Source organism: Enterobacter sp. HG048 (assembly GCF_024702055.1).
Taxonomy (GTDB): Bacteria; Pseudomonadota; Gammaproteobacteria; order Enterobacterales; family Enterobacteriaceae; genus Enterobacter; species Enterobacter dykesii.
In genome coordinates, this window is the sequence record NZ_JANLIZ010000001.1 from 201,713 (window position 1) to 215,030 (window position 13,318).

Sequence of the window (13,318 nt, forward strand, 5' to 3'; positions counted from 1 at the left end):
CGATTTTGTTAAAGTTTAGTGGATTGCCGCAACACGGGATCTCAATTCGGAATTGTGGCATAATGCCGTGTTTATCACACTTTTCGCAGGAATCTCCCCGTGTTAGTTACCAGCAACGTCACTATGCAGTTTGGCAGTAAGCCGCTGTTCGAAAACATTTCCGTCAAATTTGGCGGCGGCAACCGTTACGGCCTGATTGGTGCCAACGGTAGCGGAAAATCCACCTTTATGAAGATCCTCGGCGGTGACCTGGAGCCGACGCTCGGCAACGTATCGCTCGACCCTAACGAGCGTATCGGTAAGCTGCGTCAGGATCAGTTCGCCTTCGAAGAGTTCACCGTGCTCGACACCGTGATCATGGGGCATGGGGAACTGTGGGAAGTGAAGCAGGAGCGCGATCGCATCTATGCGCTGGCCGAAATGAGCGAAGAAGACGGCTATAAAGTGGCCGATCTGGAAACGCAGTACGGCGAGATGGACGGCTACTCTGCGGAAGCGCGTGCGGGCGAGTTGCTGCTGGGCGTCGGTATTCCGGTTGAACAGCATTACGGTCCGATGAGCGAAGTGGCGCCAGGCTGGAAGCTGCGCGTGCTGCTGGCACAGGCGCTGTTCTCTAACCCGGACATCCTGCTGCTCGACGAACCGACGAACAACCTGGACATCGACACCATCCGCTGGCTGGAGCAGACGCTGAACGATCGCGACAGCACCATGATCATCATTTCGCACGACCGTCACTTCCTGAACATGGTCTGTACGCACATGGCGGATCTGGACTACGGCGAGCTGCGCGTTTACCCGGGCAACTATGACGAGTACATGACGGCGGCCACCCAGGCGCGTGAACGTCTGCTGGCGGATAACGCCAAGAAGAAAGCGCAGATTGCTGACCTGCAGTCCTTCGTCAGCCGCTTTAGCGCCAACGCCTCTAAGTCGCGTCAGGCGACCTCGCGTGCCCGTCAGATCGACAAAATCAAGCTGGACGAAGTCAAAGCCTCCAGCCGTCAGAACCCGTTCATCCGCTTCGAGCAGGACAAGAAGCTGTTCCGTAACGCGCTGGAAGTGGAAGCCCTGGCAAAAGGCTTTGAGAACGGTCCGCTGTTTAAAAAGTTCAACCTGCTGCTGGAAGTGGGCGAGAAGATTGCCATCCTCGGCGCCAACGGCGTGGGTAAATCCACCATGCTGAAAACCCTGGTCGGCGAACTGCAGCCGGACAACGGCACCGTGAAGTGGTCTGAAAACGCGCAGATTGGCTACTACGCGCAGGACCATGAGTACGAGTTCGAAAACGACCTGACCGTCTTCGACTGGATGAGCCAGTGGAAGCAGGAAGGGGACGACGAGCAGGCGGTGCGCAGCATCCTGGGCCGTCTGCTGTTCAGCCAGGACGACATCAAAAAGCCGGCTAAAGTGCTCTCCGGTGGTGAGAAGGGCCGCATGCTGTTCGGCAAGCTGATGATGGAAAAACCAAACATCCTGGTGATGGACGAACCGACTAACCACCTGGACATGGAATCTATCGAATCCCTGAACATGGCGCTGGAGATGTATCAGGGTACCCTGATCTTCGTTTCTCACGACCGCGAGTTCGTCAGCTCGCTGGCGACCCGCGTGATCGAAATTACGCCAGAGCGCGTGGTGGACTTCACCGGTAACTACGAAGATTACCTGCGCAGTAAAGGTATCGACGGCTAAAAAAAGCCGGGTGGCGGCTTCGCCTTACCCGGCCTATGTTCTGTTCCCTCTCCCAGTGGGAGAGGGTTAGGGTGAGGGCATCAGGCCGCACTAGATCACCCACTTGCTCCCTTCAGCCCCGTTCACCAGCAGTTTGCGTTTCTCCCCCGCCGGTAATGACACCTTCAGCACCTTCCACGCCGGACGATAATCCCCGCGCGCGTTGACCTTCAGGTTGATGGTTGCGCCGTCGCACACCATTTCCCACTCCACCCACAGCGCATTGCCGTTCTGGTAGCCCCAGCTTTCGCCGTCGTCTTCAAACAGCATTCCGGTGGTCGTGCCGACGCCCTTCACCGGGAACAGCTTCAGCTCGCGGGTGTTGTCTTTTTCAGCGGACACGTGGGTAATGCGTTCGCTCAGCGGCAGAGCGGCACCGGCGCGCACCAGCAGCGGCAGTTTTTCCAGCGGCGCGTCGAGGACGATCGACTGGCCGCCAGCAAACCACGCGTGGGTGTAAAAATCATACCAGCCGGTGTCGTTATCCGGCAGCCAGACGCGGCGCTCGCGCTGCCCGGCTTCGACGACGCTGGCCACCAGCAGGTCGCGGCCCAGCAGGAAGTCATCGCACTCCTCAAACGTCTGCGTATCGTGCTCGTGATCGAGGAAGGTCGGGCGCAGCATCGGCTCGTCGTCGGCGTGCGCCTGCCAGAGCAGGGTATAGAGGTACGGCAGCAGGCGGTAGCGCAGCTCAACCGCGCCGCGAATGGCTGGCGTGACGCCCGGGTACATCCACGGCTCGTTCACGGTGTGGTCATCGTTCCACGAGTGAATGGTAAAGCGCGGGTGCATCACGCCGTTCTGCACCCAGCGTACGAACAGCTCGGCGTCCGGTTTGTCGCCGGAGAAACCGCCGATGTCGTGACCGACGTTGAACAGGCCGGACAGGCTCATGCCCAGCCCCATGCGGATGTTATAGCGCAGGGTGTCCCAGTTGGTGCGGTTGTCGCCGCTCCAGGTCTGAACGTAGCGCTGCATCCCGGCGCAGCCGGAGCGGGAGATGAGATACGGACGTTTTTCCGGCGCGAAACGCTGCTGCGCTTCCAGCGAGGCGCGCATCATCAGCAGCGGCATCACCGGGCGAATGTGCTTGATGGCGATCTCCTTGCCGAAGCCAAAGCAGCGCGCTTCTCCGTCCCACACTTCATATTCGTTGTTGTCGTTCCAGGTGGAGTCGATGCCCATCTCCAGCAACTGCGTGGTCACGCCGTTCTGCCACCACTGCACCGTCTGCGGGTTGGTAAAGTCGAGGTGCGAGCCTTCGTCATCCCAGAAGCTGGAACGTTCAGGTGCATCGGTTTCTGAATCGCGAATGAACAGGCCGCTCTCCGCCACTTCGTTATAGCGCGGATGATCCTGCAGCAGGCACGGCTTGATGTTTGCCGCCAGCTTCAGCCCCGCGTCGTGGAAGGCCTGGCTCATCACCTTCGGCTGCGGCACCTTGTCATAGTTCCAGTTAAAGACGTAGCGCTTGCCGTTGATGGAGGTATAGCCGGAGGAGAGCTGGAACGAGTCGCACGGAATGGCGTGCTCTTCGCACAGGCGGATGAAGTTCATCAGCTGGTTCTGGGCGTCCGGCGCGTCGGTGTAGTGCATGGTAGAGCCGCTGTAGCCCAGGCTCCATTTCGGTCCGAACAGCGTTTTCCCGGTCAGGCGCACGAAGGCTTTGGTGACGTCCAGCACGCGCGTGCCGGTAAAGATGTAGTAATCGATATCGCCTGCTTCCGCCTGCCAGCGGCGATAGGCGGTGTGGTAGTTGTCGATTTCGTTACCCAGATCCAGCCAGCAGCTGCTCAGGTTGTCGTAGAACAGTCCGTAGCTGACGTCGTCGCGGCGGGCGATTGTGAACGGGATGTGCTTGTAGAGCGGGTCGGTGCTGGCCGCGTTGTACCCCATTGCGTCGAGGTTGCGCATCTCATAGCGTTTACCGTTGCGCTGCAGATCGCCCGCTTTCTCGCCCAGACCGTAGAAACGCTCGTCCTTGCGGCGGCTGAGGTAGTGCGCCACGCCGTCGCCGTGGGCGTTCAGCAGGTAGGCGCTGGTTGGACGGTCGTTGACCAGCGGCTGCCACTCGCCCGCCTCATTGCGGTAGTGCCACTCCAGCCACAGCGGCTGGTGGACCGTCACGCGCAGCTGTTCGGTTGCCACCGTGAGCGTCTCATCCTGCTGCGTCAGGGTCCAGGCCGGGCAGGAGAAACCGCTTATATCGTCACGACGGCGGCCTTCCCAGGGCACGTCTTTTTCCGGCGCGATGCTCCAGGTGCGGTCCAGCGCCAGCTCGCCTTTGCGTTTGATCAGCACGCGGAACAGGTTCTCTTCCAGCACATACAGGCACAGGCGGTGCTGGTTATCGACCAGCAGTTCCAGATGATTTGCCGACTGCGTATCAAGGGTCCAGTTTTTCAGGGTTTTCATATGCAATACATCCACTATCAGGCGCGCTTGGCGCGACGTTCAGCAATAAATGCTACCAGGAAGACAGCGCCAATCAGGTCAAAGAAGCCCATGGCAATAAAGAGCGGGTTAAAGCCGATTTTGTCGGCGGTCACGCCGATTAACAGCGAGAAGAGGAAGCTGGCGATCCACGCCGCAGAGCCGCGCATGCCGTTTACGGTCGCCATCTGGCCTTTGTCGAATGACTCCACGACCAGGGCGCTCAGCATGCAGGAGATAATCTGGTGCCCGAAGCCGCCGATGGAGATCAGCACGATGGTGATATACGGGTCGCGGGTAATGGCCACGATGCCCAGAGAGATCATCAGGAACGCGCCCGTCACGGAGCTGGCAACGACCGAGTTAACGCGCGAGCAGCCGAACAGACGGGTGTACAGACGCGTCAGGTAGCCACTCGCCACGCTGCCCAGATCGGCGGCGAGGAACGGCAGCCAGGCAAACATCGCAATCTGCTTCAGGTCCATGCCGTGCTCTTTGGCGAGGTACAGCGGCACCCAGAAGCTCAGCACCGCCCAGGCCGGCTCCGCCATAAAGGCCGGAATGGCGATACCGTAGAAGCGTTTGTTTTTCGAGACGGTTTTCAGCGCGGTCAGGAAGGGCAGTTTGACGGCAGGCGGTTCGTTATCCTGCTTGATAAACGCCAGCTCGTCCTTACTCAGGTTCGGGTGCTGCTCCGGGTTGTGGTAGAACGCCCACCACAGGATCACCCACAGCAGCGCCAGCACGCCGGTAAACATAAACGCGCCCTGCCAGCCGAACGAGGCGTGAGCAAAGTAGATGATAGGCGGGGCCAGCATCGCGCCGATGGAGAAGCCCACGCCCGCCCAGCCGGCGGCAACGGGTCGCTCTGATTTCGGGAACCATTCGCCGATGGTTTTGGCGTTTGCCGGGGTAGCGGCGGCCTCAGAGGCACCCATAAAGAAGCGCAGAATAGCCAGATGCAGCCAGCTTCCGGCGCCCGCGTGGAAGATACACATCAGCGCCCAGATCCCGGCGCAGACCATAAAGCCGATCTTCAGGCCGATGACGTCAATCAGCCAGCCGCACAGGGGCTGGAAAATGGTATAGGCGATCTGGAACGCGCCGACGATCCAGGAGTATTGCTCGGTGGTGATCCCGAGGCTCTCTTTCAGTTCCGGGGCGAGGATCCCGAGTGAGTTTCGGGTGATGTAGTTAACGGTGACGCCAAGTAAGAACAGCACCAGCACGTACCAGCGCAGGTTCTTGATGACGCGACGGGTTTTGCTTGTCGCTACGGTGTTATTGATGTCCTGACTCATTTTACTCTCCACAAGACGGACGCTAAGGGGACGGAGGTTCAGGTGTCACACGGATTTTTATGCCTTTGATTTCTATCCGTTTAAAATGCTTAAGTTGGTATACAACTAGTATGGAAGTTGTGTGACAAGTTCACCTTAAGGAAGAAAATGAGTGGGCAAAAGTGGATTTTGTGCAAAATTTCTCATAACTGACATAAACCCTCTGGCATGATGGTGTTTATGTCAGCTATTGCCTGACCAATACGCTATGAAAATTTTTTCATTTCGCAAATGGAGCCAGATCACAAAATGGACAAAAGGCTAAAAATCACCGAAATCGCCGCCCGAACGCAGCTCTCGATCAGCACCGTGTCGCGGGTGCTGGCGGGAAAAGCGAATACCAGTGAAAAAGCGCGCGCAAAGGTGCTGGCGTGCGCGCGGGAGCTGGGGGTGATGGACGGCATGGCGGCAGGGCGTCTGCTGCTTAACAGCCTGGTGGTTTTTGCCCCGCAGCGGGCGTTTGACGAGCGGTCCGACATCTTTTACTACCGCGTGATCCAGAGCGTGAGTAAAGGCCTTGCGTCCCACGATGTGCGCCTTCGCTACTGCGCGCTGGAGGAGAACGACAGCGACGCCCAGCTGTTTCTGGCACGCATGAACGAAGCGGACACCCAGGCGGCAATCCTTCTTGGCATTGACGATCCCCATATCCACGATCTGGCGGTGGACGTGGGGAAACCCTGCATGCTGATTAACTGCCGCGACCGTCACATGCGTCTGCCTGCCGTCGCGCCGGATCATCGCGCCATTGGCGAACGGGCGGCGGAGTACCTGTTCGAGATGGGACACCGTGAGGTGATGAATGTGCTGTGCCTGCGCCGCTACACCATGGAGCTGCGCCTGGCGGGGATCCGCGACGCGTGGCAGTCTCACAACCTGAAATTCAACGATAAACGCGATCTGCTGGTTGTGCCCAGCTTCAGCGCGCGCGAAACGGAACAGATGGTCAGCGGCTGGCTCAGCGAAATGCAGGGGAAGGATTTACCTACCGCGTTCCTGGTCGGCGGCGACTTTATGGCGGCGGGCACCATTAGCGCCTTACAAAACCACGGCCTGCGCGTGCCGCAGGACGTGTCGGTGATGAGCATTGACGGCTTTAACCTGGCGGCAATCCAGGATGTGCCTCTGACGGCCGTGCATGTTCCCCGCGATGAGCTGGGAACAGAAGCAGTTTATATGCTCCAGCAGCGGCTCATGCGCCCGGAAGCACCGGTGGGGACGTTACTGCTTAACGGCACGCTGGCCGTGCGGGAATCGGTACGGCGGATACGTCAGGGGAAACGACGCACCGCCGTGGAGCGGGAAGGGCTGTACGACAGTTAAACCATGCCCAGCGCGCGCTTGCCGTGGATGTTGAGATCGTTCACGGTAAAGCGGTCCTGCCAGCTTTTTTCATAATCCTCACGCGGGAAGTCTCCCGGCGACGCGCCGGTTTCCAGCGCTTCCTTGACCTTTTTGGCGTAGGCGAGGTTCTTCTCGCACATCGGCGCGGCAGGGATGTACATCACGTTGCCCCAGCCCTGCTGATTTTCCACCGGCGCGACGGAGTGGATCACATCGCAGTGCCACCACACGGAATCGCCCGCGTCGAGTGCCGGAATGCTGGTCAGCGCCTCGATCAGCAGCGGGTGCCATTTCTCTGAAACCGGCAGCACGCGCCCCGGCGCGACGCCGCAAAGCTCGTCTTCCGGCACGTCGTCCAGCAGCGGACGCAGCAGAATATAGGCCATCGCTTCCGGGATCGGCACCACGTGCAGCAGCCCCTGGCCGGGGATCATGTCCGACAGCGCCGTCCAGCCCTGGAAGGTGCGGAACACCGAACATTTAGTGGTGTTATCGACGGTATACTCTTCCACTTCGGTACGGTGCGCGGCGTTCCACGGATCGTATTTCTCGACGTTGCCGTCAAACACGCGGGCAAAGACCTGCTGGTAAGCCGGCAGCAGCCAGCGCTCCAGCGCGCCGGAGTCGGTATGCGCGCCCAGCCCTTTCGAGGTGGTTCCCGGCGGACGGCGGCGGATACGATCCGGGTAAATCACGCTCACGTCCGGGTCGAACCACTGTTTGCCGTTGCTCTCGAATGTCCATAAACGGTTCAGGAACGACTGCACCTGCGCCATCTCTTCGCTCTGGCGCGCCTGCATCTGCGCCTGCGACCAGTAAATCGGGTAAATCTCCGGACGAGAGGCCGTCAGGGTGCCGAAGAAGTTATCGCCCGGGCCTTTGTAGACCTCGTCAAACCTGTTCAGATCGAGGTAGTCGAGCATCGACTGATCCCACGCCAGCGCCTGCTCGCGCGGGAAATGACCTTTAATCACCGCGCAGCCGCGGCGTTTAACGGCCTCGCGCTGTGCGTCGGTAATTGTGCCGTTTTTCACATCCGCAAACGGAATCACCGGCCAGACGGATTCGCCTTTGTTCTTAAGGGCGTTAATTTCCGCCACGCGGGTGGCAATTTTGTCGCTGAGCTTATTAAACACCGCCTGCACGTCGCCGATCTGCGCGCGCAGCTCACGTTTTAACTGACGGATTGCCGCTTTGTGATCCGCCGGCAAAGTTTCACTGGTAAAGGTCATAACTGCCTCGCATCTTTCATTCGAAAGTAAAAATGTCTACAAGTGATACTTTAAGTTAAAAATAAGTTAATGCAAGTTTAAAAACTTGACGCAAGCCACAGGACGGAAAAAGAGTGACAGGCCGGAGCGACGCTCCGGCGAGGAAAAGATCAGACGTCGAACGGGGAATGGTTGTCGAGCACGGCCTGAATGACGTTCAGCGCGCCCTGATGGTTGTTGTCGTCTGTGCTGTAGCGGCTGATTTCTTTAATGCTCTCTGCCGCGTTGCCCATCGCAAAGGAATATTTCACCAGCTTCAGCATCTCGGCATCGTTGCCGCTGTCGCCAATGGCCACGCACTCCTGCGGGGAGATTTTCCAGCGTTTCAGCAGACGGCTGATGCCGTTGGCTTTGTGCAGGCCGGGGATAATCAAATCCACAAAGCCAAAGCCGCTGGTGACCGGCTTCATGATGCCGTCCAGGGAGACGTGCAGTTTATCCACCAGATTTGGGATATCGCTGTCCGGCAGGTTCAGGGAGAACTTAAACAGCACGTCGTCAATTTCGCGATAATCGCTGATGCGCTTTAAGCGGTGATAGTGCTTTGACATCAGCGCAACGAATTCTTCAGGAGCCTGGTCGCTGACGTACGCGCTCTCCAGCCCGCAGGCCACAAAGTTCAGCCCTTTGTCCTTCAGCAGTTCGCCAATCACGATCTGCGATTCATGGCGGGTCAGCTCGCCGTGAAAAATCTGCTCGCCGCGATCGAACACCAGCGCGCCGTTTTCCGCCACGAAGGAGATCCGATCTTTTAGCTCCGGAAAGAAGGAGATGAGCTGGTAATACTGGTTGCCGCTGGCGACAACGAATTCAATGTCGCGGGCTTTAAGCTGTTCAAACTGTGCCTGGAAGCGGTCACGATCGTACTGCTTGGCATCATCAAGGAAAGTTCCGTCCATATCGGTGACGATAACTTTAACGGTCATACTGTGCTCCTGGGTCACTGCGTTTTGAAACATTCTAATAACAAGGTGACGAGGAGCACAAATTTAATTTCGAATGAAAGTCAGAAAGCCCGGTGGCGGCTTCGCCTTACCGGGCGGTTTTTTACAGCGTATGCTCAGTACGGGCGATAATATCGTCCTGCGCATCCGGCGACAGGGCGGTAAAGAACGCCGAGTAGCCCGCCACGCGCACTACCAGGTCGCGGTACTGGTCAGGATGTTTCTTCGCCTCCAGCAGCGTTTCGCGCGAGACGATGTTGTACTGGATATGCCAGCCTTTATGCACCTCGAAGAAGGTGCGCAGCAGCACCATTAGCTTCTGGCGATCGCTGTCGTTTTCCAGCGTCGACGGGTTCAGCTTCTGGTTCAGCAGCACGCCGCCGAGAATCGCTTCCGTCGGCAGTTTACCCACCGAGCCAATTACCGCCGTCGGGCCGAGGTGGTCTGTACCGGAGGCCGGGCTTGCCCCTTCCGCCAGCGGGGTATGCGCCTTACGACCGTCAGGGGTGGCCATCGTTGCCGCGCCAAACGGCACGTTTGCGGAGATGGATGACGTGCCCGCGTAGTAGTTACCGCCAATCGGGCCACAGCCGTAGCGCGGGTTATGGTACTGCTTCAGCTCTTCAATGTAAGTCTGATAGGCGCGCGTCAACAGCATGTCCACGCTGTCGTCGTCGTTTCCGTACTTCGGCGCGCCGTTGATCAGGCGCTGACGCAGCTGCTCGTGGGTCAGCCCGTCGAAGTCATCCGCCAGCGCCGCCGCCAGCTGCTGCTGACCAATAGTGCCCTGTTCGAACACCAGCTTCTTCACAGCAGCCAGGCTGTTGCCGAGGTTAGCGATGCCCACCTGCAGGCCGGAGACCCAGTCATACTTCGCGCCGCCCTGCTTGATGCTTTTCGCGCGCTCGATGCAGTCGTCCACCAGCGCCGAGCAGAGAATATCGTGGACGTTCTCTTCCAGCATGGTGTCCACCACGTACTCAATCTCGATGGATTTACGGGTGTAGTAGCGGATCTGGCTGTCCCACGCCGCCATCACCTCGTCGAAATTGTCGAAGTTACCGGCGGAGAGCGCTTTCTCCTGCGGCAGGAACACCCTGCCGCTGGTGGCGTCGCGCCCGCCTTCCAGCGCGGCGAGCATCACGCGGGCAAAGTTGATAAAGCTCATGCCGGTGCAGCGATAGCCCCACTTGCCGCCCACCGCGGTTTCGATGCAGCCGATGGCCGCGTAGTCGTAGGCGTCGTCACGTTCAACGCCGAGCTTGATGAATTCCGGAATGACGATTTCATCGTTGTTGAACGCGGGCATCCCGAAGCCGCAGCGGATCACCTGCACGCACGCATCGAGGAAGTCGTTGCTCATGCCCGCGTGATAGCGCACGCTCAGGTTCGGCTGGGTGGAGCGCAGGCGGCCGCAGGATTCCAGAATTGCGTAGGAGAGCGGGTTCACCGCGTCCATCGGCTCACCGTTGACCAGCTTCTGGCCGCCGATGGTAACGTTCTGGTACAGCGGGCTGCCGGCAGAGGCTTTCGAGTGCGAGCCGGAGCGGATCTTATTCACTTCAAGCAATTTCAGCCAGCAGCTGTGCAGCAGCTCAATGGCGTGCTCGCGGTCGAGGGTCTGGTTCAGCTCCACGTCGCGGCGGTAGTACGGATACAGGTACTGGTCCATACGCGCGAAGGAGACGGAGTGGCCGTTGGACTCAATTTGCAGGATCAGCTGAATGAAGTAGCACAGCTGCAGCGCCTGCCAGAAGGTTTTTGGCGGCTCGTGGGCAATCACGTCGCAGTTTTCCGCCATCGCCAGCAGCTCGTCGCGGCGGCTTGCGCGGGTTTCGGTGGAGGCCATCTCGCGCGCCAGATCGGCGAAGCGTTTGATATGCAGGCTCACCGCTTCCAGAACGATATCGATCGCCTTCAGGAACTGATCGCCGTGCAGGTCTTCCAGCACCGTCAGGTTAATGCGCGAGCGGCGCTCGGCCACTTTGGCGCGCAGGCCGTCGAGACCTTTCTCCAGCACCAGCGGGAAGTTCACCGCCAGGTGCGCGTCGCCGGAAGTCATGTTGCCTTCGGCTTTGATAATGCCGGTTTCCAGCAGGCCTTTCTGCTCGTCGGTGAACATGCCGTAGCAGCGATCCTGCACCGTTTGGCCGCGCCACCACGGGCAGATGTCGTGCAGCACGCGCTTGTTCTCTTCGCTCACCGCAAAGCCCGCGCCCGGGCGGTCCGCCAGATCGTCGATCTCTTTCTCAATCCAGGAGACGGTGTATTCCGGGAAAATCGGCGCGGCGCGCACTTCACTGGCCTGGTTACCGATAATCAGCTCGTCGTGTTTGATCCAGATGGTACGCTCGACCAGGTGATGCGCCAGCGCCAGAGCGCGACGTACCGGGATCGGCTTGTCCATGTGCTGCTGGTACATTTCGGTGTAATGCTGCGCGCGCTCGGTACAGACCGGCGGCTTAACGATATGCACCAGCGCCGTTTTGTGCGCCTTGATGCGCTCGCTGAGGGTGTTGAGATTCAGGGTCGTCATAGGTTTATCCTCGTAAGGTCGCGGTTAACCCTTTCTGGCAAGCGTACTGCTGCGCGAAGTCCAGCAGGGCAGGGTTATCCAGCGGTTTGTCAGGGGCAGAGTAGGGTTGGCCGAGCAGGGTGTATTTGTTCATGCCCAGCGTGTGATACGGCAGAAAATGAATATCGTCGACGCCGAGTTCGTCGGCGGCGAAGTTAGTAATGGCGGTGATGGACGCTTCGTCAGCGTTAAAGCCCTGGATCAGCGGCACGCGGATGGTGATTTTTTTCCCGGCGGCAGCAAGGCGCTTCAGGTTATCCAGGATTCGCTTAGCCGAGCCGTCCGTCCACTGTTTGAACACCTCACCGTCGACGTGCTTCAGGTCGGCGAGGAACAGATCGACGTACGGTAATGACGGCTCGATGTAGTGCCACGGCACGTGAAGGCAGGTTTCCACGGCGGTGTGGATCCCCTGTTCATGGCTGGCTTTAAACAGGGCGTGCGCCAGCTCAGGGTTCATAAAAGGCTCGCCGCCGGAGAGGGTGATCCCGCCGCCGCTGCGGTCGTAAAAGGGTTTATCGCGCAGTACGGTCGCCATGATCTCCCCGACCTGCTGTTCTTCACCGCAGACGGTCAGCGCCTGCGTAGGGCAGCAGTCGGTGAGGGCGTTGAGCGTGGCTTCATCAAGCTTCTCACGGTGGATAACCAGACCGTTCAGCGCGCGTTCGATGCAGGCCGGTGCCGCCTGCTGGCACAGGTCGCAGCCGTCAAGGCACAGGCGTGCATCAAACAGCACGTCCCGGCTGCGGGAGCGGCTTTCCGGGTTCTGGCACCAGCGACAGCCCAGCGAGCAGCCTTTCAGGAACACCACGGTTCGAATACCGGGGCCGTCGTGGGTAGAGTAACGCTGAATATTGAAGATCATGATTTCGCCTCTCGTATTGCATATGAAGATTAAATGACTTTCGAATGAAAGTTATCTTGATGCAGGTCAACTACTGAGCAGGTTTTGTCGTGATAGGGTAAGTGCAGGCTAAATTTGAGGGTGACATCATGGAACTTTATCTCGACACATCTGACGTTGCGGCAGTCAAAAAGCTGGCGCGTATCTTCCCGCTGGCGGGCGTGACCACTAACCCAAGCATTGTGGCGGCAGGTAAAACGCCGCTGGACGAGCTGCTGCCAGCGCTGCACGACGCGCTGGGCGGCAAAGGCCGTCTCTTCGCGCAGGTGATGGCGACCACCGCCGAAGGGATGGTGGAGGACGCGCGTAAGCTGCGCGCCATCATCAACGACCTGGTAGTAAAAGTGCCGGTGACCGCCGAAGGGCTGGCGGCGATCAAGATGCTGAAAGCGGAAGGGATCCCGACGCTGGGTACGGCGGTTTACGGTGCCGCACAGGGGATGCTCTCGGCGTTGGCGGGGGCTGAGTATGTGGCGCCTTACGTTAACCGCGTGGACGCGCAGGGCGGGGACGGGATCCAGACCGTGGTTGAACTGCAACAGCTGCTGGCGCTGCACGCCCCGCAGTCAAAGGTGCTGGCCGCGAGCTTTAAAACGCCGCGTCAGGCGCTGGACTGTCTGCTGGCAGGCTGCGAGTCCATCACGCTGCCGCTGGACGTGGCGCAGCAGTTTATCACCTCTCCGGCCGTGGATGCGGCGATTGTGAAGTTTGAGCAGGACTGGCAGGGGGCGTTTGGAAGGACGTCTATCTGTCGGGGGTAACCTACGATTTTC

9 protein-coding genes are annotated in these 13,318 nt (G+C 59.2%); 3 read left to right on the forward strand and 6 right to left on the reverse strand.

What is annotated here, in order from left to right; genetic code table 11:
- Window positions 1-99 precede the first annotated feature (99 nt).
- Window positions 100-1,695 (forward strand): ABC-F family ATPase, encoded by a 1,596-nt coding sequence (locus NUX24_RS01030; protein WP_047653234.1) that lies wholly within the window; start codon window positions 100-102, stop codon window positions 1,693-1,695.
- Window positions 1,696-1,785: 90 nt separating this feature from the next.
- Here NUX24_RS01030 and NUX24_RS01035 read toward each other — a convergent pair whose 3' ends face one another.
- A complete protein-coding gene (locus NUX24_RS01035) occupies window positions 1,786-4,149 on the reverse strand; it encodes a glycoside hydrolase family 31 protein (protein WP_257829360.1) in 2,364 nt (787 codons plus the stop codon).
- A 17-nt stretch (window positions 4,150-4,166) separates the two neighbouring features.
- Window positions 4,167-5,468 (reverse strand): MFS transporter, encoded by a 1,302-nt coding sequence (locus NUX24_RS01040; RefSeq protein WP_014883122.1) that lies wholly within the window; start codon window positions 5,466-5,468, stop codon window positions 4,167-4,169.
- Between the two features lie 288 nt (window positions 5,469-5,756).
- Between NUX24_RS01040 and NUX24_RS01045 the strand changes: the two genes are divergently transcribed.
- The gene (locus NUX24_RS01045) at window positions 5,757-6,830 is read left to right on the forward strand and encodes a LacI family DNA-binding transcriptional regulator (RefSeq protein ID WP_257829362.1); all 1,074 of its coding nucleotides are present in this window, start codon (window positions 5,757-5,759) and stop codon (window positions 6,828-6,830) included.
- Here the strand turns inward: NUX24_RS01045 and NUX24_RS01050 are convergent.
- The 4 genes from NUX24_RS01050 to NUX24_RS01065 form a co-directional block, all read right to left on the reverse strand.
- Complete coding sequence (locus tag NUX24_RS01050; protein ID WP_257829364.1) at window positions 6,827-8,083, reverse strand: DUF1479 domain-containing protein; 1,257 nt, start codon at window positions 8,081-8,083, stop codon at window positions 6,827-6,829. The genes NUX24_RS01045 and NUX24_RS01050 overlap by 4 nt on opposite strands.
- A gap of 149 nt (window positions 8,084-8,232) precedes the next feature.
- A complete protein-coding gene (locus NUX24_RS01055) occupies window positions 8,233-9,048 on the reverse strand; it encodes a Cof-type HAD-IIB family hydrolase (RefSeq protein WP_257829366.1) in 816 nt (271 codons plus the stop codon).
- 121 nt (window positions 9,049-9,169) lie between these two features.
- On the reverse strand, window positions 9,170-11,602 hold the full coding sequence (locus tag NUX24_RS01060; RefSeq protein ID WP_257829368.1) for a formate C-acetyltransferase/glycerol dehydratase family glycyl radical enzyme: 2,433 nt from the start codon (window positions 11,600-11,602) through the stop codon (window positions 9,170-9,172).
- 4 nt (window positions 11,603-11,606) lie between these two features.
- Window positions 11,607-12,506, reverse strand: a complete 900-nt coding sequence (locus NUX24_RS01065; RefSeq protein WP_257829370.1) for a glycyl-radical enzyme activating protein — start codon at window positions 12,504-12,506, stop codon at window positions 11,607-11,609.
- 128 nt (window positions 12,507-12,634) lie between these two features.
- Between NUX24_RS01065 and fsa the strand changes: the two genes are divergently transcribed.
- Window positions 12,635-13,306 carry a fructose-6-phosphate aldolase gene (gene fsa, locus NUX24_RS01070; RefSeq protein WP_257829372.1) on the forward strand — a complete coding sequence of 224 codons (672 nt, stop codon included), beginning with the start codon at window positions 12,635-12,637 and terminating at the stop codon, window positions 13,304-13,306.
- Window positions 13,307-13,318: the final 12 nt, after the last annotated feature.

Bases quoted from the DNA above. Each gene is read 5' to 3' on its own strand.
- fsa (WP_257829372.1), top strand. From the start codon at position 12,635: ATGGAACTTTATCTCGACACATCTGACGTTGCGGCAGTCAAAAAGCTG.
- NUX24_RS01035 (WP_257829360.1), bottom strand. From the start codon at position 4,149: ATGAAAACCCTGAAAAACTGGACCCTTGATACGCAGTCGGCAAATCAT.
- NUX24_RS01050 (WP_257829364.1), bottom strand. From the start codon at position 8,083: ATGACCTTTACCAGTGAAACTTTGCCGGCGGATCACAAAGCGGCAATC.
- NUX24_RS01040 (WP_014883122.1), bottom strand. From the start codon at position 5,468: ATGAGTCAGGACATCAATAACACCGTAGCGACAAGCAAAACCCGTCGC.
- NUX24_RS01065 (WP_257829370.1), bottom strand. From the start codon at position 12,506: ATGATCTTCAATATTCAGCGTTACTCTACCCACGACGGCCCCGGTATT.
- NUX24_RS01055 (WP_257829366.1), bottom strand. From the start codon at position 9,048: ATGACCGTTAAAGTTATCGTCACCGATATGGACGGAACTTTCCTTGAT.
- NUX24_RS01045 (WP_257829362.1), top strand. From the start codon at position 5,757: ATGGACAAAAGGCTAAAAATCACCGAAATCGCCGCCCGAACGCAGCTC.
- NUX24_RS01060 (WP_257829368.1), bottom strand. From the start codon at position 11,602: ATGACGACCCTGAATCTCAACACCCTCAGCGAGCGCATCAAGGCGCAC.